Origin of the sequence: Mesorhizobium sp. B2-4-7, assembly GCF_006442685.1 — a bacterium.
In the GTDB taxonomy this organism is placed as follows: domain Bacteria; phylum Pseudomonadota; class Alphaproteobacteria; order Rhizobiales; family Rhizobiaceae; genus Mesorhizobium.
Window position 1 is genome coordinate 1 of sequence record NZ_VFVH01000006.1, and the last position, 19,685, is coordinate 19,685.

Annotated in this window: 19 protein-coding genes; 11 read left to right on the plus strand and 8 right to left on the minus strand. The window is 63.3% G+C overall.

Translation table 11 applies throughout. The features are described 5' to 3' along the window. Both FJ946_RS17410 and FJ946_RS17415 read left to right on the plus strand, forming a co-directional pair. A partial coding sequence (locus tag FJ946_RS17410; RefSeq protein WP_140732253.1) for an FAD-dependent oxidoreductase occupies positions 1–1,816 on the plus strand: 1,816 nt, incomplete at its 5' end. Positions 1,817–1,825: 9 nt separating this feature from the next. Then, on the plus strand, positions 1,826–3,181 hold the full coding sequence (locus tag FJ946_RS17415) for a Xaa-Pro peptidase family protein (RefSeq protein ID WP_140564145.1): 1,356 nt from the start codon (positions 1,826–1,828) through the stop codon (positions 3,179–3,181). Here the strand turns inward: FJ946_RS17415 and FJ946_RS17420 are convergent. Continuing rightward, positions 3,146–3,976 carry a PhnD/SsuA/transferrin family substrate-binding protein gene (locus FJ946_RS17420; RefSeq protein WP_140555052.1) on the minus strand — a complete coding sequence of 277 codons (831 nt, stop codon included), beginning with the start codon at positions 3,974–3,976 and terminating at the stop codon, positions 3,146–3,148. The genes FJ946_RS17415 and FJ946_RS17420 overlap by 36 nt on opposite strands. A gap of 91 nt (positions 3,977–4,067) precedes the next feature. Continuing rightward, positions 4,068–5,075, minus strand: coding sequence for a fatty acid desaturase (locus tag FJ946_RS17425; RefSeq protein WP_140564146.1), 1,008 nt, complete (start codon positions 5,073–5,075; stop codon positions 4,068–4,070). A gap of 229 nt (positions 5,076–5,304) precedes the next feature. Between FJ946_RS17425 and FJ946_RS17430 the strand changes: the two genes are divergently transcribed. Both FJ946_RS17430 and bmt read left to right on the plus strand, forming a co-directional pair. Beyond that, positions 5,305–6,162, plus strand: coding sequence for a helix-turn-helix transcriptional regulator (locus FJ946_RS17430; RefSeq protein WP_140495665.1), 858 nt, complete (start codon positions 5,305–5,307; stop codon positions 6,160–6,162). Positions 6,163–6,277: 115 nt separating this feature from the next. Beyond that, positions 6,278–7,300 carry a betaine--homocysteine S-methyltransferase gene (bmt, locus tag FJ946_RS17435; RefSeq protein WP_181167633.1) on the plus strand — a complete coding sequence of 341 codons (1,023 nt, stop codon included), beginning with the start codon at positions 6,278–6,280 and terminating at the stop codon, positions 7,298–7,300. A 15-nt stretch (positions 7,301–7,315) separates the two neighbouring features. Here bmt and FJ946_RS30795 read toward each other — a convergent pair whose 3' ends face one another. The 6 genes from FJ946_RS30795 to FJ946_RS17465 all read right to left on the minus strand — a co-directional run bounded on the left by FJ946_RS30795 (position 7,316) and on the right by FJ946_RS17465 (position 13,806). Continuing rightward, complete coding sequence (locus tag FJ946_RS30795) at positions 7,316–7,579, minus strand: hypothetical protein (RefSeq protein WP_181167632.1); 264 nt, start codon at positions 7,577–7,579, stop codon at positions 7,316–7,318. A 205-nt stretch (positions 7,580–7,784) separates the two neighbouring features. Beyond that, entirely contained in the window at positions 7,785–9,899 is a 2,115-nt protein-coding gene (locus tag FJ946_RS17445) for a VWA domain-containing protein (protein ID WP_140564148.1), read from the minus strand. Positions 9,900–9,901: 2 nt separating this feature from the next. Continuing rightward, complete coding sequence (locus tag FJ946_RS17450; RefSeq protein ID WP_140564149.1) at positions 9,902–10,462, minus strand: RNA polymerase sigma factor; 561 nt, start codon at positions 10,460–10,462, stop codon at positions 9,902–9,904. A 147-nt stretch (positions 10,463–10,609) separates the two neighbouring features. Beyond that, positions 10,610–11,347 (minus strand): dienelactone hydrolase family protein, encoded by a 738-nt coding sequence (locus tag FJ946_RS17455; RefSeq protein WP_140516327.1) that lies wholly within the window; start codon positions 11,345–11,347, stop codon positions 10,610–10,612. Positions 11,348–11,452: 105 nt separating this feature from the next. After that, positions 11,453–12,142, minus strand: coding sequence for a 4Fe-4S dicluster domain-containing protein (locus FJ946_RS17460; protein ID WP_140564150.1), 690 nt, complete (start codon positions 12,140–12,142; stop codon positions 11,453–11,455). 89 nt (positions 12,143–12,231) lie between these two features. Continuing rightward, entirely contained in the window at positions 12,232–13,806 is a 1,575-nt protein-coding gene (locus tag FJ946_RS17465) for a trimethylamine methyltransferase family protein (RefSeq protein ID WP_140559618.1), read from the minus strand. A 289-nt stretch (positions 13,807–14,095) separates the two neighbouring features. On the opposite strand from FJ946_RS17465, the gene FJ946_RS17470 reads away from it, so the two are divergent. From FJ946_RS17470 to FJ946_RS17505, 7 genes are all read left to right on the plus strand, one after another. Continuing rightward, positions 14,096–14,794 (plus strand): B12-binding domain-containing protein, encoded by a 699-nt coding sequence (locus tag FJ946_RS17470; RefSeq protein ID WP_140495658.1) that lies wholly within the window; start codon positions 14,096–14,098, stop codon positions 14,792–14,794. Positions 14,795–15,079: 285 nt separating this feature from the next. Continuing rightward, complete coding sequence (locus FJ946_RS17480) at positions 15,080–15,706, plus strand: DUF1638 domain-containing protein (protein ID WP_140564151.1); 627 nt, start codon at positions 15,080–15,082, stop codon at positions 15,704–15,706. Positions 15,707–15,955: 249 nt separating this feature from the next. After that, positions 15,956–16,531: a DUF4893 domain-containing protein gene (locus FJ946_RS17485; RefSeq protein WP_140559617.1), complete on the plus strand. Its 576-nt coding sequence runs from the start codon at positions 15,956–15,958 to the stop codon at positions 16,529–16,531. Positions 16,532–16,624: 93 nt separating this feature from the next. Continuing rightward, on the plus strand, positions 16,625–17,407 hold the full coding sequence (locus FJ946_RS17490; protein ID WP_140564152.1) for a formyl transferase: 783 nt from the start codon (positions 16,625–16,627) through the stop codon (positions 17,405–17,407). A gap of 202 nt (positions 17,408–17,609) precedes the next feature. Further along, positions 17,610–17,912 (plus strand): virulence factor, encoded by a 303-nt coding sequence (locus FJ946_RS17495; RefSeq protein ID WP_140551355.1) that lies wholly within the window; start codon positions 17,610–17,612, stop codon positions 17,910–17,912. Then, on the plus strand, positions 17,905–18,528 hold the full coding sequence (locus FJ946_RS17500; protein WP_140564153.1) for a methylenetetrahydrofolate reductase C-terminal domain-containing protein: 624 nt from the start codon (positions 17,905–17,907) through the stop codon (positions 18,526–18,528). Before FJ946_RS17495 ends, FJ946_RS17500 begins: the two co-directional genes overlap by 8 nt. Continuing rightward, a complete protein-coding gene (locus FJ946_RS17505; RefSeq protein ID WP_140551353.1) occupies positions 18,525–19,616 on the plus strand; it encodes a methylenetetrahydrofolate reductase in 1,092 nt (363 codons plus the stop codon). Before FJ946_RS17500 ends, FJ946_RS17505 begins: the two co-directional genes overlap by 4 nt. Positions 19,617–19,685 lie beyond the last annotated feature (69 nt).

Here is a 19,685-nt window from a genome sequence, read left to right on the forward strand (position 1 = left end):
GATCTACACCCGCCAGGAGCGCAACGGCATCCTGCTCGGCACTTACGAAAAGGCGTGCAAGCCGTGGTCGCCGGTCAACACGCCCTGGGATTTCGGCCACGAGCTGTTGCAGCCCGACCTCGACCGCATCGCGCCGTCGCTGGAGGTCGGCTTCAAGCATTTCCCCGGCATCGAGAAGGCCGGCATCAAGCAGATCATCAACGGTCCCTTCACTTTCGCATTGGATGGCAATCCGCTGGTCGGCCCGGTGCAGGGCCTGACCAACTTCTGGTGCGCCTGCGCCGTCATGGCCGGCTTCAGCCAGGGCGGCGGTGTCGGCCTGGCGCTGTCCAACTGGATGGTGCATGGCGATCCCGGCTTCGACGTCTGGGGCATGGACGTCGCCCGCTTCGGCGAATGGGCGAGCCTGCGCTACACCAACGCCAAGGTGCGCGAGAACTATTCGCGCCGCTTCTCAATCCGCTTCCCCAATGAGGAACTGCCGGCAGCACGCCCGGCGCAGACGACGCCGCTTTATGACACCATGCTCGCCAACAACGCCGTCATGGGCGACTCCTGGGGCCTCGAGACCCCGCTATGGTTCGCGCCGAAGGGCAAGGAGCCCAAGGATATCGTCTCCTTCCACCGCTCCAACGATTTTGGCCCGATCGGCGAGGAAGTGCGCGGCACGCGCGAGCGCGTCGGCGTTACCGAAATCGCCAACTTCGCCAAATACGAGGTCTCCGGACCGGGGGCGGAGGATTTCCTCAACCGGCTGATGACCAACCGCATGCCGAAGGCGGGCCGCATCGTGCTGACCCCGATGATCAACGAATTCGGCAAGCTGATCGGCGACTTCACAATCGCCAAGGCCGCGGAAGACCGCTTCATGATCTGGGGCTCGTCGGCCGCGCAGAAATATCACATGCGCTGGTTCGAAAAGCACCTGCCGAAAGATGGTCGAAGGGCGTCAGAGGTGCGCATCCACCGCTTCGACCAGACGCTTGTCGGCCTGTCGATTGCCGGACCGAAGTCGCGGGATCTCCTGCAGAAGCTGGTCGATGTCGACATCTCGACCAAGGCCTTCCGCTTCATGGATTTCCGCGAAATGGCGGTCGGCGGCGCGCCCTGCATGGTCAACCGCATCACCTATACCGGCGACCTCGGCTACGAGATCTGGATGGCGCCGGCCTATCAGCGCTTGGTTTACAAGGCGATCAGGGACGCAGGCGAAGAATTCGGCCTGGTCGATTTCGGCATGCGCGCCCTGCTCTCCATGCGCCTGGAAAAGAACTTCCCGACCTGGTTCCGCGAATTGCGCCCGATCTACGGACCGTTCGAAGGCTCGATGGACCGCTTCATCAAGCTGGAGAAGAACGACTTTATCGGCCGCGACGCGGCCGCCAGGGAACGGGCCGAAGGACCGAAGCTGCGCCGCGTGTCCTTTATCGTCGAGGCGGCCGACGCCGACGTGATGGGTGACGAGCCGATCTGGGCCAAGGTCGGCAAGGACTACGGTACGGTGGAAAAGCCGCATGGCTTTGGCGCGCCGCGCTTCGATGCGGCCGGCAAGGAAGTGCGGGGCTCCAAGGCGGCACAAGGCGCATCCGCCGTGCGCGGCATCGTCGACGGCGACTGGCGCGTGGTCGGTTGGGTCACCTCCGGCGGCTATGCCCACTACGTCCAGAAGTCGATGGCGCAGGGCTACGTGCCGGCGGCGCTGGCCCAGGATGAAAGCGCCGGCCTGTTCGAGATCGAGATTCTCGGCCATCGCCGTCCGGCCCGCATCAATGTCGAGGCGCCGTTCGACCCGAGCGGCGAGAAGATGCGGAGCTGAGGTTTCGCCATGGACAGCGCGGCGCCAAAGGGGAGCTTCGGCCGCCACCGCAAGATCATGCCGTTTGTGCCGGGCTCGATCGAGGCGCTGCGCGAGGCCTCCCGCCGGAAGGCGGCTGATCTCAACCAGCATGTGCTGGGCTACGGCGCGACAGCCGAAGCGGAATGGGCGGCGGCAGGCATTGCCGCCCCCGACCTGGCCGAAATGCGCAAATATCGGCTGGAGCGCATCCGCACGGAGCTGAGGCGCCGGGGCTACGCCGGCGCGCTGCTCTACGATCCCGTCAACATCCGCTATGCGGCCGATTCCACGAACATGCAGCTTTGGGTGGCGCACAACCCGACACGGCATTGTTTCGTCGCCACCGAAGGGCCGGTGGTGCTGTTCGACTATTTCTCCTGCGAACATCTGTCGGACCATTCCGGCGTCGTCGACGAGGTTCGCCCCGCCGTCTCGTGGATGTATCTCTACAGCGGCGAACTCACCGAGCAGAAGGTCCGCCGCTGGGCGGCCGGGATCGCCGATCTGGTGCGGGAACATGGCGGCGGCAACAGCCGCATCGCGGTCGACCACATCGATCCGGAAGGCGCCGAGGAACTTGCGCGCCGCGGCATTTCCATCGGCAATGGCGAAGCGGTGATGGAGAATGCCCGGCTGGTCAAATCGCCGGACGAGATCCTTGCCATGCGCCGCGCCATCGTCGCCTGCGAGGCGGCAATGGGCGAGATGGAACAGGCGCTGAAGCCCGGCATCTCTGAGAATGAATTATGGGCCGAACTGCACCGCGGCAACATTGCCCGCGGCGGCGAATGGATCGAGACGCGGCTGCTGGCATCCGGCCCGCGCACCAATCCATGGTTCCAGGAATGCTCCTCGCGCCTCATCGAGGCGGGCGATCTCGTCGCCTTCGATACCGACCTGATCGGCCCCTACGGCTTCTGCGCCGACCTGTCGCGCACCTGGCTGTGCGGGGATGTGAAGCCAACCGACGAACAGTGCGATCTTTTCCGCATCGCTGCCGACCAGATCGCGCACAATACCGAATTGATACAGCCGGGCACCGCCTTCCGCGACCTTGTCGACCGCTCGGCGGTGCCGCCCGGCGACTGTTTCCCGATCCGCTATGGTGTGCTCTACCATGGCGTCGGGCTGGCGGACGAATACCCGACCTTGCCGCATGCCGACGACTGGACATCGGATACGCCCGACGGCGTGATCGAGCCAGGCATGGTGCTGTGCGTGGAGAGCTATATCGGCAGGCTCGGCGGGCGCGAGGGTGTCAAGATCGAGGAACAGATCCTGGTCACCGGCACCGGCAACGAAAAGCTTTCAACCTATCCGCTGGATGCGAGGCTGCTCGGCTAAGCCGGCAAGGGCCTCGCGCATCGCGGCAACCGTTTTTTCCGGCGTCGTTTTCGCGGTGATGAAGGGCAGGCCCTTACGCAGGCCCGTCCAGCCGACGACCTTCACTTGCCGGGCGGCCCGCTCGAAGCGCTGCGCCAGCGCCCAGCTCTCGCAGTCGATCGCCGCGACATCGGCCCTGCCCTCGGCCACGGCGACGATCGAAGCGCGATGTCCGCCGCTTTCGCTGCGCGAGGAAAATATGTCGAGGCTTTCGCCCAGCGCCTCCAGGTCTCGCGTCGGCGCAATGATACCGGACATTGAATCGAGGCTGTTGAAGGTGAAGCGCTTGCCCCGGATCAGATCGAGCGGGATGACGGGCCTGCCATTGCCAGGCGCAGGCACCGACGCCTTGCCGTCCGCCCGCATCACCAGCGCGCTCGAATAAAGCTCGCCCTGGCCGCCTTCGTAGACGTCATAGCTCGGCTGGCCGACAACCTGCACATGGCCGGCCAGGCCAAGCTCCATCGGCCCCCAGCAGGTCTGCGCGAACAGCAGTGCGGGATGCAGCCAGAGCTGGTGAAAATCGAGCGCGTCCGGCGGCAATGTCGCGGGGTCGGGCGCGATCAGAACGCCGGTGCCACTATGAATGCCACCCGGCACCGGCGGCAGATCGCCGTTGCGGCGAATGACGGTCTCCGGCGCATCGATTATCCCCCCTTGACGGAAGGCATCGCGCAGCAGTGCCCATTGGTCGTCGACCTCGCGACGCACTTCCGGCCAGTCATACATCGGCAGCGCTGCAACGAATTCGCTCATGCCGGGATCTGACCATTAAATCTGGAGAGAGGTTCACAAAAACGCGGCGTCGGATTTGAGATAGCCGACACCGTCCGTCGTGTCGCGGGCTTCATTCCTTGGGCGGCTCGGCCGGGACTGGCGCGGTGCCGAGCCCGCTGATGCTGCGCGCCCTGACGCGCGGCTTGAACGCCCTGCCCGGCTCCGGCTGGCGCCGCAACACCGGATGCACGATCGGCTCCTTGGCCTTGAAAGCATAGGACCTGATCAGCGCGAAATAGTTGGGATAGGCATAGCCATTGTTCATCCGCAGCCATTCCTCGCGACGCTCGCGAAACAGCTGAGGCAGTCTGTACCAGGCCACCGTTGGGGTCTTGTGGTGGACGAAGTGCAAATTGTTGTTGAGGAACAGGAACGACAGCGGCGAGCGCTCGATGATCACCGTGCGGCCTTCGGGATGCTCGGACCATTGATGCTCGGCAAAGGTGCGGATCGCGATCAGCGACTGGCCGAGCCACACCGGGAGAATATAGAGCCAAAGCGGAATGCCAAAGCCGAACTGCACGATCGGCGCCACGACGGCGAGGCCGATCGCATGCAGCAGCCAGGCTTTGCGGATGGCCTTGTCGCCGGCCATTATGTGCTTGGCGTCGTCGATGAAGAAGCCGATGCAGGACAGCCAGGGACCGAGAAAGAACCGGCCGGCCATGGTGTTGTTGATCCTGAGCAGGAATTTCATTGCTCGCGGCAGGTCGTCATGCTGCCAAAGCGCCTGGTAGTAGCTTTCCGGATCGTCGAGCGGATCGGTCAGGCGCTCGTCGGCATGGTGGCGCAGATGAAGCGTCTTGAAGCGGCGGAACGGCCAGACCAGACCGATCGGCAGGAAGACGAAAGCCTCGTTGATCAGGGCATTGCGCGTCGGATGGCCGTGCAGCACTTCGTGCATGATCGACGACTGAAGTGCCAGGATGAAACCGAGGAGAGCGAGCGCGAAGATCGGATAGGACGGCCAGAGCAGTAGACCGGTGGCAAGCCATGCTCCGTAACAGAAGAAAGCGAGGGCTGCGGTTGGCCACTCGATGGCCGGTGTATTGCGTCGCCTTATGCTCTTGCCAGTCATGCTATCGACCACTGCCCCTCAGTCGCCGGAACCCCAGCGGCTCCTGACAGCATAGTGTCAGGAGAAACGATTCCACTCAACGAGACAAAGTGTACAAAATGTTGCGATTGCGCATTTTCAACCGCACATGTTACAGATTGTAAACAGACCCAGGGATTCATTTACGCCTGGAGCGCCTCGTCAGGACGTCTCGGCGAAAATTTTTCCTCATGATTCGGAGACTTGGAAGATGGACAAACGAGATCTGTCAGCAATCTTTCGGGAGCGTCTCAAGTTGCTCCTGACAAGGTCCGACCTCAACCAGTCCGCCTTCGCCACCGCCGTCGGCATCGATCGGTCGGCGCTGTCACAGCTGATGTCCGGCGCGTCGACGCGCCTGCCGCGGGCCGAAACGCTGCTCAACATCGCGGCCGAGTTCAAAGTGTCGCTGGATTGGCTGCTCGGCCTCAGCCAGGACGAGGGCGTCACCGGTGAAATCCGCGAAAGCCTGGAGATCGAGGAAGCCCCCGACGGTTTCGACCGCACGCTTCTGGCCAGATGGTTCGCCGAGGCCGCGGGCACCAAGATCCGCTATGTGCCGGCCGGCATCCCCGATCTTCTGCGGACGCACGCGCTGGTCGACTATGAGGCAAACATCACCAACAGGAGCAGGCTCGCACAGGCCAGCGAGACCCAATACCGCATCGAATACAACCGGCGCCCAGAGACCGACATGGAAGTCTGCATGCCGCGACACACGCTGGAGATTTTCGCACGCGGCCTCGGCGTCTGGGACCGCTTTCCGGAGGCCGACCGTCGGCAGCAACTCGCCCATATGGCGACGCTGCTTGACGATCTCTATCCGACTTTCCGGCTGTTTCTCTACGACGGCCGCATGCGCTATTCGATCCCGCTCACCATCTTCGGACCTTACCGCGCCGCCATCTATGTCGGCGACATGTACGTCGTGCTGAATGCCACCCAGCCGGTCCAGGCCTTGACCCGGCATTTCGACAATCTGATCCGGGCCGCCGACGTCAACCCGCATGAGGCAGCAAGCTTCGCGCGCAATCTGGCTGGCCTGTCGTTTCCATCAGGTTCCGCATGACAGCGGCACCCGTAACCGCGCCCTTCAACTGCGACTCCGCCGTCGCTATTTCATTGACTGGACATAAAGACTTCTTTATATCCTTATTCGACTTCAGAATGTGAAAGCCAATCCGATGACGACGACCAACCCGATCGACGCGCTGCTGGCGCAAAAAGGCGTGCTTTTGGCCGACGGCGCCACGGGCACCAATTTGTTCGCAATGGGTCTGGAGGCTGGCGAGGCGCCTGAGTTGCTGAACGAGACCGCGCCCGACACCATCACCCGCCTGCACCAGAATTTCGTCGACGCCGGCGCCGACATCATCCTGACCAATTCGTTCGGCGGCACCCGTCACCGGCTGAAGCTGCATCATGCGCAGGACCGCGTGCACGCCCTGAACAAGCGCGCCGCCGAGATCGCCCGCGCGGTCGCCGACAAGGCCGGCCGCAAGGTGATCGTTGCCGGCTCCGTTGGCCCGACTGGTGAGTTGCTGGTGCCGCTTGGCGCCATGACCTATGACGAGGCGGTAGACGCCTTCGCCGAGCAGATCGAAGGCCTCAAGGAGGGCGGCGCCGAGGTCGCCTGGATCGAGACCATGTCGGCGCCCGACGAGATCCGTGCCGCCGCCCAAGCGGCGATCCGCGTCGGCCTGCCCTATACCTATACCGGTTCCTTCGACACCGCCGGCCGCACCATGATGGGCCTGCTGCCGAAGGACATACACGGCGTCGCCGATGGCTTGTCGCAAGCACCGCTCGGCGTCGGCGCCAATTGCGGCGTCGGCGCTTCCGACATCCTCGCTTCGCTGCTCGACATGACGCAGGCGAAGCCGGAGGCAACCGTGATCGTCAAGGGCAATTGCGGCATTCCCGAATTCCGCGGCACCGAGATCCACTATTCCGGCACGCCCGAACTGATGGCCGACTATGTGCGCCTTGCTGTCGACGGCGGCGCGAAAATCATCGGCGGCTGCTGCGGCACCTCGTTCCAGCACCTGGCCGCCATGCGCAAGGCGCTCGACGCCCACAGCAAGGCGGATCGTCCGACCGTCGAGACGATCGTCGAGCGCATCGGTCCGATGCGCAACAAGGTGGCCACGGCGAACACCGCCGAGACCAGCGAGGCCCGCCGCGAGCGTCGCCGCAGCCGGGCCTGACTTGGTCGGGTTAGATCACTCGCTGTTGTCGGCGTAGCTCGACTGCGCCGATTTGAGATCGACGACATTGTCGCCGCGCATCGTCATCAGCGCTCCGGATGAAACCGGATCGGTGATCTGCTCCAGCATAATGCGGAAACGGTCGTTGGTCAGAGCCGACATGGCGGTGTGGCGCGCCTGCGCGACATCGTCGCCGATGCGCCTGGATTCGGCTGATTGGGCGGCCGTCGAAGCGTCCCGTGCCGGCGGTGTCGAGTTGGCGGTAGTCCTGATCTGCAATTCCGGCTCCCTCAGCCCCACACACCTATCCGGCGTAACAAGAGGAAATTGCGATCCGGTACCGGAAATGCCGCGCAATTTAACGGATCGCAAATTCCGCAAGAAAAGGCCGGCAGGAATGTCCCCTCGCCGGCCTGCCTCACCCGCCCGTGGTTCGGTTTCTCACGTCAGAACGATCTCATCTGAAAGAAACCGGCCGTCATCACTACCGATTGCCGCCCAGCGCCGAGGCAAGGCGCACAAGCGAGAGGAACTCGGACCTGTACCCAAACGGGTCGGCCCCCCGGGCGGCAGTGGCGATCTCCATGATCCTGTCATAGCCGAACTTCGCCGTCGCATCCTCGTCGCGCAGTTTCTGGCCGAAGGCCGCGACCGCGACGGAGAAACGCTGGTCGGTGGTGGCCTGGTCGAAAGACGCAACCTCGTTGGCCGACGTCACCGGCGTGGTGATCAGCTTCGAGAGGTCCTCGTTGGGCAGCTTGTAGCGTATCTTGACGAAGGCGTATTCGTCCGCATTGGCGACGCCACCATTGTTCACCGCGGCCTGGCCATAGCGAAGCGGTTCGATCTGTTCGCCGCCGCTGCCCTTGGGCGTGATCTCGTAGATCGCGGTGACCGAATGGCCCGAACCGATCTCGCCGGCATCGACGCGGTCATTGTTGAAATCCTCGCGGTTCAAGGCGCGGGTCTCATAGCCGATCAGCCTGTACTCCGAGACCTTCTGCGGATTGAACTCGACCTGGATCTTCACGTCCTTGGCGATGGGGAACAGCGTCGAGGAGGCATCCTCGACCAGCACCTTTTCCGCCTCGGCCAGCGTGTCGATATAGGCGGCGGTGCCATTGCCGTTCTGGGCGATGGTCTGCATCATCTCGTCGTTGAGATTGCCGCGGCCGAAGCCGAACACCGACAAGAAGACGCCGCTCTTGCGCTCTTGTTCGATCAGGCGCTTGAGATCGTCGTCGTCGCTCTGGCCGACATTGAAGTCGCCGTCGGTGGCGAGCATCACGCGGTTGACCCCGTCCTTGATGAAGGACTGCTCGGCCAACTTGTAGGCCTCCTTGATGCCGGCCTCGCCGGCCGTCGAGCCACCCGGCTGCAAATTGTCGATGGCGTTGAGGATCTTGTCCTTCTCGGCAACCTTTGTCGGCATCAGCACCGTGCCGGCATCGCCGGCATAGGTGACGATCGAGATGGTGTCGTCGGCCTTCAGCTTGCTGACCAGCAGCCGGAATGCCGCCTTGAGCAGCGGCAATTTATCCGGTTCGTCCATCGAGCCCGAGACGTCGATCAGGAACACCAGATTGGCCTTGGGCTGCTCGGCCGGCTTGACGTCGAAACCCTTGATGGCGACATGCATCAGCTTGCTGTGCGCGTTCCACGGCGTCGGCATGACGCTGACGGTCGAATTGAACGGCGTCGACGCCGCATCCGGCCCCTTCCAGTCATAGGGGAAGTAGTTGATCATCTCCTCGACCCGCACCGTGTCGGCCTGCGGCAGGAAGCCCTCCTTCAGCGAACGGCGCACGAAGGAATAGGAGGCGGTGTCGACGTCGATCGAAAAGGTCGAGACCGGGTCCTCGAGTGCCGAATGTACCGGATTGGTCTTAAAATCCTGGACGCGATCGCGGTTTTCCTCCTGTGGTGCGATCTGGTCCGCCGGCGCCATGGCGGGCTGCTGCGGTGCTATCATTTTGGACATGCGTGCGGCTCGCGACGTGCTGGGCGCGGCAGTGCTATCCAGGGCGAACTCGCCCGTTGGCGCAGGTGGCGCAGGTTCCGCCGGCGCAACCTGTTCCTGCGCATTCTGCGGCGCCAGGCCTCCAGCAACGGCCGATTCGGATTTGCTCGGCGCCGCCAAGGCCTCCGTTTCGTCGCGGCTTTCCGCGTCGGTCTTCTTGTCTTTCTCAGGCGCGCTCGTTGCGAGCGGTTTGTCGATCGCCTGATCGCCCGTGGCCTGTTTAGCCAGCGGCTTCACCGTGGCGGGCTTGTCGGCCAGCGTCTCGGTGATCTTTTCGCCGCCGCCGAAAGTGGACGGCTGTTCCCTCAGCATATGGAAAGTGGCGTATCCGGCAATCGGCAGGGCGACGAGCCCGGCAATAGCCGGCGTGGCAATGAGTTTCTTTTGCATGATTTCGCTCCAGAGCTTTCGTGCTCGCTCTGTGAGACGAAGACCGCCGACCGATCCTTGGCTGACAGCGGAAATATTTTCCTCATCATAGGCGCGCAAGGCCGCCTCGAAGGCGCGCGCCTTCGCGCTCTCGCCGGGAGCCGGGATCACTATGTCGCGCAGCCTCTTGAGTTCGTTCTCGTCGACCATGGTCACACTTCCCCGGCTGAACGCATGAGCGTCTTCAGCCGTTTCTTCGCTTCATGGATGTGCCAGGAAACCGTCGTCTCCGAGATCGCCATCGCCTCGGCGGCGGCGGCGTGGCTCAAGCCCTCTCCATAGACCAGCAGCACGGCGTCGCGCTGCTTGTCGGGCAGTTGCCGCACCGCGACCCACATCGCCTCGGCAGGATTCTCGTTCTCGGCAGGATCCTCGCCCGAAATCAGCGCATGGACGCCATAGGCTTCGGTCTTGACCGTCTCGCGGGCGCTCTTGCGCATCATGTCGCGCGCGGCGTTCAGCGTCATGGCATAGAGCCACGTGGTGAAGGCACTGCCGCCGCGATAGTCGCGGATCGCCTTGCCGAGCCGGACGCAGACTTCCTGGGCGATGTCTTCGGCATCCGCCTTCCGGCCGCACCAGCGGTAGGCGGCGCGATAGACGAAGTCATAGTGCCTTTCGAGCAACGCGCCGAAAGCTCCCCTGTCCCCGCCCTTCGCCCGCCCGATCAGTTCGGTGTCGGAGGCTTCGCTCTCATCCAGCATCATCGCCATCATTTGCCTGTTGGACGAAGGCTAATGGCCAATCCTTGGGGTGAGGGAAAGATTTTTTTACTGGTACCTCTTCCTTCTCCCCGTTCTACGGGGAGAAGGTGCCCGAAGGGCGGATGAGGGGCGGCGCCGACCTCTCGAAGATTGGCTTTACCCGAGCGTCTCGGAAAACAGGGTGATCAACCGGTTCCAATGCCGCTCGGCGCCATCTTCGTTGTAGACGCTGTGGTCCGGCACGCACCAGCCATGCGCCATGCCGACATAATTCTCCAGCACGTAATCGACTTCCGCCGCCCTGAACGCCTCGGCCAGCCGCGCTGATTGTTCGGGCGGAAAACTCCTGTCGACGCCGGCCATGCCGACATGGACGCGTGCCTTGACCGACCCCGCCTTGCGGTGCGGACTGTCGGCCGCGTCGCTGGCGAGATTGCCGCCGTGGAAACTGGCCGCCGCCCTGATGCGATCCGGATAGGAGGCGGCTGCGTTCAGCGCCCGCGCGCCGCCCATGCAATAGCCGACAACGCCGATCGGCCCGGTGACGCCTTCGGCAGCGAGTGCGTCGAGGAAGGCGCCGCTGTCGGCAATCGTCATCTCCTGCGTCGTGGCGCTGATCAGCGCCATCAGCGGCACCTTGGTTCTTTCCTCGACGAACGCGGTTTTGGCATCGAACGGACCGTAGGGCGCGTTGCGATAGAAGAGATCGGGCACCAGCACCGGATAGCCCTCGTCCGCCAGCCGCCCGGCCATGCCGTCGAGCGCGGGGCGCGGGCCGAAGGCATCCATATAGAGGATGATGCCGGCCTTGGGCGGGGAAGCGTTGGCCGGGCGGAACAGCCCCGCCCTCGCCATACCGTCCCTGGTCTTGATCTGAAGGTCTTGTTTCGCCATCGCCAGCTCCGTTCGGTTGCTGGGCGATACATATCCGGGCACGCCGACAGGGCAAGCTGTTGCCTGATTTTGGCAGTCAACATTTCGTGCGGCAGCGCGACGAGCTTACCGGCCCGCGAACGCTGCCATGTGGAAGGCCTGCACCTCTGAGGGGTAGCGATAGGCTGTGCCATAGGGACAGGCGTTGCGGTCAAGGCAGCCGCCGTCACAACAGGGCCCGCCACTCGGCCCGCGCACATGCGCCAGGCAGGCCTGGTAGGCGAAGCCTTGGATGGAATAGGCATCGACCGGACAGGATTTCAGGCACGGTTTGTCGGCACAGGTGTCGCAAAGATGGACCGCCTCGCGAGCCTCCGGGAGCGCGATCTCGTCCTCGAACAGCAGCGCGCCGCGATAGGCATGCCAAAGCCCATATCGCGGATGCATGAGGATGCCGAGCGGTGACGGCTTCAGGCCCTCGGCCCGCATCGCCCATCGCTGGAACGGCAGATATGGCTTGTCGGACGGCGACACGGCGCGTGCGCCGAATTCTTCCGCGACCGCGCCTATGACCTGCCGGGACCAGGTGTCGAGCGGATTGGCGATTGCTCGCGGCTGCTTTTCACGCCAGCGCAGAAAATGCGGCCAGGGTGCTGCCCCCGCCTGTCCCACCAGCAGCGCCGACCTGGTTGGTGCACCGGAGCGGCCACAAGGCGCCGCCTCGCCGTCCCCAAAGGTGAAGCCGCCACGCAGGATGAGGCCGTCGGCGCCAAGCGCGGCCGCAATCTCCTCCATCCTGCCGCGCGAAGGAATCATCCCTTCTTGACCGGATCGGAGAAGGCGCTCCGCCAGACTTCCTTGTGGATGATGTTGGCGACTTTAGCCCCGCCTGACTCGGGCTCCTTTCACGTGAAGGCGTCGGGCATCGACCCCTTCTTCTTGGCGATGAAGTCCTTCAGCGCTTCGTCGATCGCCGGATCGAGATGCGGCGCCTCATAAGATTCCAGCCAGCGGCGGGCGAGTTCGTTGGCGCGCTGCGGCGCGGTCTTCTCGCCTTCGGCCAGCCACTGCTCGTATGAATTGTTGTCGGCGATGTTGGAGCGATAGAAGGCAGTCTGGAAATTCGCCTGCGTGTGGTCGCAGCCGAGATAGTGGCTGCCCGGCCCGACTTGGCGGATGGCGTCCATCGCCTGGCCGTTTTCCGACAGGTCGACGCCTTCGGAGAATTTTTGCGTCATGCCGAGCTGGTCGATGTCCATCATGAATTTTTCGTAGCAGGACGCCAGCCCGCCCTCGAGCCAGCCGGCCGAATGGAGGACGAAATTGGTGCCGGCCAGAATGGTCGAGTTCAGCGTGTTGGCACTTTCATAGGCTGCTTGCGCATCCGGGATTTTGGAAGCGCAGAGCGAACCGCCGGTGCGGAACGGCAGGCCGAGGCGCCGTGCGAGCTGTGCGGCGCCGTAGGATACCAGCGACGGCTCCGGCGTGCCGAAGGTCGGCGCGCCCGACTGCATCGAGATCGACGAGGCGAACGTGCCGAACAGCACCGGCGCGCCCGGCCGGATCAGCTGCGTGAACGAAGCGCCGGCAAGCACCTCGGCAAGCACCTGGGTCAGCGTGCCGGCCACCGTCACCGGGCTCATCGCGCCGGCGAGGATGAACGGCGTGACGATGCAGGCCTGGTTGTGGCGCGCATAGACCTTCAGCGCGCCAAGCATGGTCTCGTCGAAGACCATCGGCGAGTTGGCGTTGATCAGGCTGGTCAGGACCGTGTTGTTTTCGACGAAGTCGTCGCCGAACACCAGCTTGGCCATGGCGACCGTGTCTTCAGCACGTTCCGGTGCGGTGACCGAGCCCATGAACGGCTTGTCGGAATATTTGATGTGCGCGTAGATCATGTCGAGATGGCGCTTGTTGACCGGTACGTCGACCGGCTCGCACACGGTGCCGCCCGAATGGTGGATCGAAGGCGCCATGTAGGCGAGCTTCACGAAATTCTGGAAATCCTCGATCGTCGCGTAACGCCTGACGCCGTCGAGGTCGCGCACGAAGGGCGGTCCGTAGACCGGGGCGAAGACGGTGGCATTGCCGCCGATCTGCACCGAGCGTTCGGAATTGCGGGCATGCTGGGTGTAGATGGAGGGCGCGGTCTTCAAGAGCGAACGGCAGAGCCCCTTCGGGAAATGCACGCGCTCGCCCTTGACGTCGGCGCCCGCCTCTTTCCACAGCTGCAACGCCTCCGCATCGTCGCGGAAGATGATGCCGATTTCTTCGAGCACCGTGTCGGTGTTCTTCTCGATCAGCGCCAGGCCTTCCTCGTCCAGCACTTCATAGACGTTGATCTTGCGCTTGATGTAGGTGAGCTGGGTGCCGGGACCGCCGCCCGAACGCGCCGCCCGCCTTGCCGCCGCCCCGCCGCTGGCGCCGCGTCCACGTCGCGCGTTTGACGCTTCCTGGTCCACTGCCGCGTGTTCGCTCATGATCGTTCTTCCCTGAATTTGGACCGGCTTGACTAGCGCCCGGCCCGGAACCGTTGTGGCCGCCGAACGCGGCTTCCGGCGGATCGTAGCCATGCACCCTATTCGAAACGGCCCGTCCGCGCCAACGCCTGTCGCAAAATCGACAAGAAAACCGATAGATTTTTCAGTCGCTTTCCTTTTGCGGGAAGTCGCAAATCAGCTATGGATACCCGCCCCTTGCGGGTTAGGTATTGGCGCGTTGATTTTAAGCTGCCATGGTCGTTCCCGGCAGCAAGGAGCCTGAGAAACAATGTCCGACGACGAGATTATCCTCTCCGAGCTTTCCGACGACGAGTTGGTGCAGCAGATGCACGACGATCTCTACGACGGTCTGAAGGAAGAGATCGAGGAAGGCACGCGCATCCTGCTCGAGCGCGGCTGGGCACCCTACAAGGTGCTCACGGAAGCGCTGGTCGAAGGCATGCGCATCGTCGGCGAGGATTTTCGCGACGGCATCCTGTTCGTTCCCGAAGTGTTGCTGTCGGCCAATGCGATGAAGGCCGGCATGTTCATCCTGCGCCCGCTGCTCGCCGCCACCGGCGCGCCCAAGCAGGGCAAGATGGTGATCGGCACCGTCAAGGGCGACATCCACGACATCGGCAAGAACCTCGTCGGCATGATGATGGAAGGCGCCGGCTTCGACGTCATCGATCTTGGCATCAACAATGCGGTCGAGAAATATCTCGATGCCATCGAGCAGCACCAGCCGGACATTATCGGCATGTCGGCGCTGCTGACCACGACCATGCCCTACATGAAGGTCGTCATCGACACGATGAAGGAAAAGGGCATCCGCGACGACTACGTGGTCCTGGTCGGAGGCGCGCCGCTGAACGAGGAATTCGGCAAGGCGGTCGGCGCCGACGCCTATTGCCGCGACGCCGCTGTGGCGGTCGAGACGGCCAAGGACTACATGAAGCGTAAACACAATGTGCGCGCTTCCGCCTGATACAAGGCAAGGCGGACGCTCAACAAACGAAGCCGCGCCTTGCAGCGCGGCTTTTTTGTTCCCAGATGTTGGGAGCGGCGGTCAGGGTTTCTTGACGGTATCGTCAACGGCCTTGGCGGTAGACTTGATATCCCTGCCGACGCCGCGGACGGTGTTGGCACAGGCCGAAAGGGCCAAGGCACAAGCCAGGATTGCGATTGGCGCAATGCGTAACAGTTTCATCGACGGTTTATCCCTCTCTCGGTAGATCGCCCCACAGCAACGAAAGCCGGCTCGGCTGGTTTCATGAAGATGCCCAGACCCAAGCAGAATCAAGCGGACAAGCTGCTCATCATCGCCTGCGGGATGATTGCGCGCGAGGTGTTGGCCGTCAAGGAACAGCTCGGGCTCCATCACCTCGAATTGACATGCCTCCCGGCCGAGTTTCATTTCTATCCGGACCGCATCGCGCCGGCGATGGACAAGGCCATCGAAAAGGCCAAGGCGGAAGGCTACAGCAACATCTTCGTCGGTTACGCCGATTGCGGCACCGGCGGCCTGCTCGATCGGGTCTGCGAGAAGCATGGCGTCGAACGCATGGCCGGTCCGCATTGCTTCGCCTTCTACCAGGGCATGGATGCCTATGCGAAGGTCGCCGACGACGACATGATGTCCTTCTACATGACCGATTTCCTCTGCCGCCAATTCGATGCCTTCTTCATGAAGCCGCTCGGCCTCGACAGGCATCCGGAGCTGATCAAGGACTATTTCGGCAATTACGAGAAGCTGATCTACCTGGCCCAGACCGACGATCCGGAGCTCGACAAGGTCGCGGAAAGGGCCGCGAAACTGCTTGGCCTCGTCTATGAGCGGCGCGCGACAGGCTATGGCGATCTGACGGCTGGGCTGGCCAAGGCCGCGGCTGACGTCTGACGCTGGCTGGGCTGCGGCCCTCTTGCGCGGCGATTGGCTATTATCGCCCTTTCCGAAGGCGAAGACAGGACGGATCGCCGCCTTCTACTGGAGATTGATCTGTTCCCAGGCCAATTGCCTTAATTTGGATCGCGGCGTGGTTTCGTTGTTAAGCACGGATGACAGCCTGCCGCGAATGGGTAAATTGCGCGCAAGCCATGCAAAGGCGCCGTCCAGTGGTCGGCTGCCGGACACCGACGAGGAATGCCGATGACCCTTCGCGCGATGCTTGCCGTTGCCGGCCTTCTCTGCTGCACCTTGCCCGCGCTTGCTGACGGCGAGGTGCAGAAGCTGATCACCGCCGCCGACAAGGCGCGGCTGGACAAATATGGCGAGACGCGCAAGGCGGCTCTTGCCGAGGCTAAGGCGGGCAATCCTGGCGAGGTCAGGCAGCTCGACGCCTTGCTGGCCAAGCCGCTGGTTGCCTTCTCCGACAAGGACCTCACCGGCAAGTGGCAATGCCGCACCATCAAGGTGGGCGGGCTGAGCCCGCTCGTTATCTATGGCTGGTTCAAATGCAGGGTGACCGACGACGGCTCCGGCTGGCGGCTGGAAAAGCTCACCGGCTCGCAGCGCACCAAGGGCCGCTTCTTCGACGACGGCGAAAAGCGCGCGATCTATCTCGGTTCCGGTTCCGTCAACAACGACCAGGCAAAACCCTATGGCAGCGGTCCTCGGACGGACCAGGTCGGCTACGCCTTCCGCAATAGCGCCGGGGAATGGCGCATCGAGTTCCCCGCTCCCTATTACGAGTCGAAGCTCGACATCATGGAGTTCAAGCGCTGAGCGGAGCCTTCCTGCCTGCTCCGGCATACCAAGGATTAACCCGCCTCGCCTAAGGTCCGGCCGTGGCAGTTGGTCCCAGGGGTGGCAAGATCAATGGCAATACCGGAAACGAATCCGAGACCGATCGTGGTCGTCACCGGAGGAGGCCAGCACGTATGGGCAATGGTCAACGCCATCGCCGACCGTGTCGGCCCTGTCAGCGTCATCCTGGAAGTCCCTGAATCGAAAAAGCGATTGCTGCTTGGCCGTGCCCGCCGCCAGGGCTGGTTGCAGGCCATCGGCCAGCTCGGCACGATGGTGTTGAGCAGGCTGGGCAAGCGGCTCTATGCCAGCCATGCCGCCCGGTTGATTGCGCAGGAGAAGCTCGAGACCGAGCCGCGGCCGGGCCAGGAGATCATCCATGTTGCCTCGGCCAACGGGCCGGAATGTCTCGCGGCGATCCGGGAGATCCAGCCCGGTGTTGTCCTGCTTAACGGCTGCCGACTGTTGTCAAAGGACATGTTGGGCAGGATCCCATGCCCGGTGCTCAACTACCACGCCGGCATCACGCCGAAATATCGCGGCATGAATGGCGGCTATTGGGCGCTGGCATCGGGAGATGCCGCGAATTTCGGTACCACTGTGCATCTGGTCGATGCCGGCGTGGACACGGGCGGCGTGCTGAAGCAGGCGTACGGCCAGCCGAAACCAGGCGACACCATCTCAAGCTATGCGCTGCGCCAGACGGCGTTTTCGCGCGACATCTGCGTCGAGGCGGTCAGCGACGCGCTGGCCGGAAAACTCGTGACGTTCGATCCAGGCCTGCCGTCGAAGCAATGGTACCATCCGACGATCTGGTATTACCTCTGGACGGGCATCAGAACCGGCATCTGGTAGCGCATTCCTCGTGCGGCGCCGCGTGCCGAAGGCAGGGCTATCCCAACGTCTCGAGCCTGCCGACGCGCAAGCCGGAACGAATAAACGCGCCTTTCATTTTACGACATCCAAATGCGTCGCTTTTGAATGCGCGCGCGTCGTCCCATAACAAGCGGCCCAATTGCGCATGCGGCAATGCTCGCAGATCGAGGAGTGAGAATTCATGGCCGATCTGATCGTCGTCTACTGGCGCGATATCCCTGCCCAGGTCATCGTCAGGAAAGGCCGCCAGAACGCCAAGCGCGAACTGCCGTTGCGCTTCACCGAGGCGATCGACATGTGCGCCATGCGCACCGGCGCCGGCGGCACGGACGACTATCTGGCCGAATGGCGCAAGGCCGATCCGGTTCCGGTCGGCGACGACCTCGAAGCCGAGGTCGAGAAGGCATTCCAGGAGATCGACGCGAAATATGACCGCGAGCGGCTGGTCGCTCTGGTGAAGGCGGGCGGCAAAGAAAATGTCTGAAACCATTCCCGCCAAGGAGAGCCCGGCCGTCCTTCAGCCGGTCACCCAGGCCACCCTGGTCAAGAAGGCAGCACCGAAATCCGACTACAAGCCGGCCGACGTGTCGCCGCAGCGCCGCGTGCAGCGCTCCTTCGCGGTGAGATTATGGTCGGTCCGGCACTCGCGCCTGCTCGAATGGTTCTATGCCCGCTTCGCCGACACGTTCCTTCTGCTGCATCCCTTGTGGAAAGGCATCGGCTACAGCCGTGTCGAGGCCCCGGTGAAGTTTGTCGAAAAGCGCGTCAAGGGCTTCATGTTCGACTGCCGCATGTGCGGCCAGTGCATCCTGTCCTCGACCGGCATGTCGTGCCCGATGAACTGCCCAAAACAGCTGCGCAACGGCCCCTGCGGCGGCGTGCGCGCCAACGGCAACTGCGAGGTCGAGCCTGACATGCCTTGCGTCTGGGTCAAGGCCTGGGAGGGGGCGCGCAACATGGAGCACGGCGACAGGATTCTTGCGGTGCAGAAGCCGGTCGACCAGTCGCTGCGCGAAACGTCCGCCTGGCTGCGCGTCACCGCGCAGGCGGCAGCGGCCCGTGAAGCCGCGGCCGATGCGAAGACCGGAGCGACCGCATGATCGCCCGCCAGCGTGACGAGAACCCGGCCGGCATCCATCTGCCGCTCGACCCCTTGCCCGGCCACACCTCGCGCGGCCGGCTCGAACGCGTCCTGCGACGCGGTGAATTCGCGGTCACCACCGAGCTCAACCCGCCCGACAGCGCCGATCCCGAAGACGTCTACAACAGGGCGAAGATATTCGACGGCTGGGTCGACGCCATCAACGCCGTCGATGCGTCGGGCGCCAATTGCCACATGTCGTCGGTCGGCATCTGCGCGCTCCTGACCCGTATGGGCTATGCCCCGATCATGCAGATCGCCTGCCGGGACAAGAACCGCATCGCCATCCAGGGCGACGTGCTGGGCGGGGCTGCCATGGGCGTCGCCAACATGCTGTGCCTGACAGGCGACGGCGTACAGGCCGGCGACCAGCCCGGCGCCAAGCCGGTGTTCGACCTCGATTCCATGTCGCTGCTCGAAACCATCCGCATCATGCGCGACAACGGCAAGTTCCTGTCCGGCCGCAAGCTCACCACGCCGCCGCAGCTGTTCCTCGGCGCGGCCGTCAATCCGTTCGCACCGCCCTTCGACTTCCGCCCGATCCATCTCGGCAAGAAGATCGCCGCCGGCGCTCAGTTCGTTCAAACGCAGTATTGTTTCGACGTACCGATGTTCAGGACCTTCATGCAGAAGGCACGCGATCTCGGCCACACGGAGAAAGTGTTCGTCCTTTGCGGCGTCGGACCGCTCGCCTCGGCCAAGACGGCCAAATGGATCCGCTCCAACGTGCCGGGAATCCATATTCCGGATACCGTCATCAAGCGGCTGGAAGGCGCCCAGGACCAGAAGAAGGAAGGCAAGCAGCTCTGCATCGACATCATCAACGAAGTGAAGGAAATCCCCGGTGTCTCAGGCATCCATGTGATGGCCTATCGCCAGGAGGAGTATGTCGCCGAGATCGTCGATGAATCGGGCGTGCTGAAGGGCCGCCAGCCCTGGAAGCGCGAGATCCGCCGCGACGACCAGATGGTCGCCGACCGGCTCGACCATATCCTGCACGACGATGTTACCGAAACCCAGGTGGACATGGTGAAAACCGCGCATTGACTTGCGCGGAGAACCACCATTCGCTTGATCGACAAGAGATAACGATATAAAGAACTCTTTATATCACGA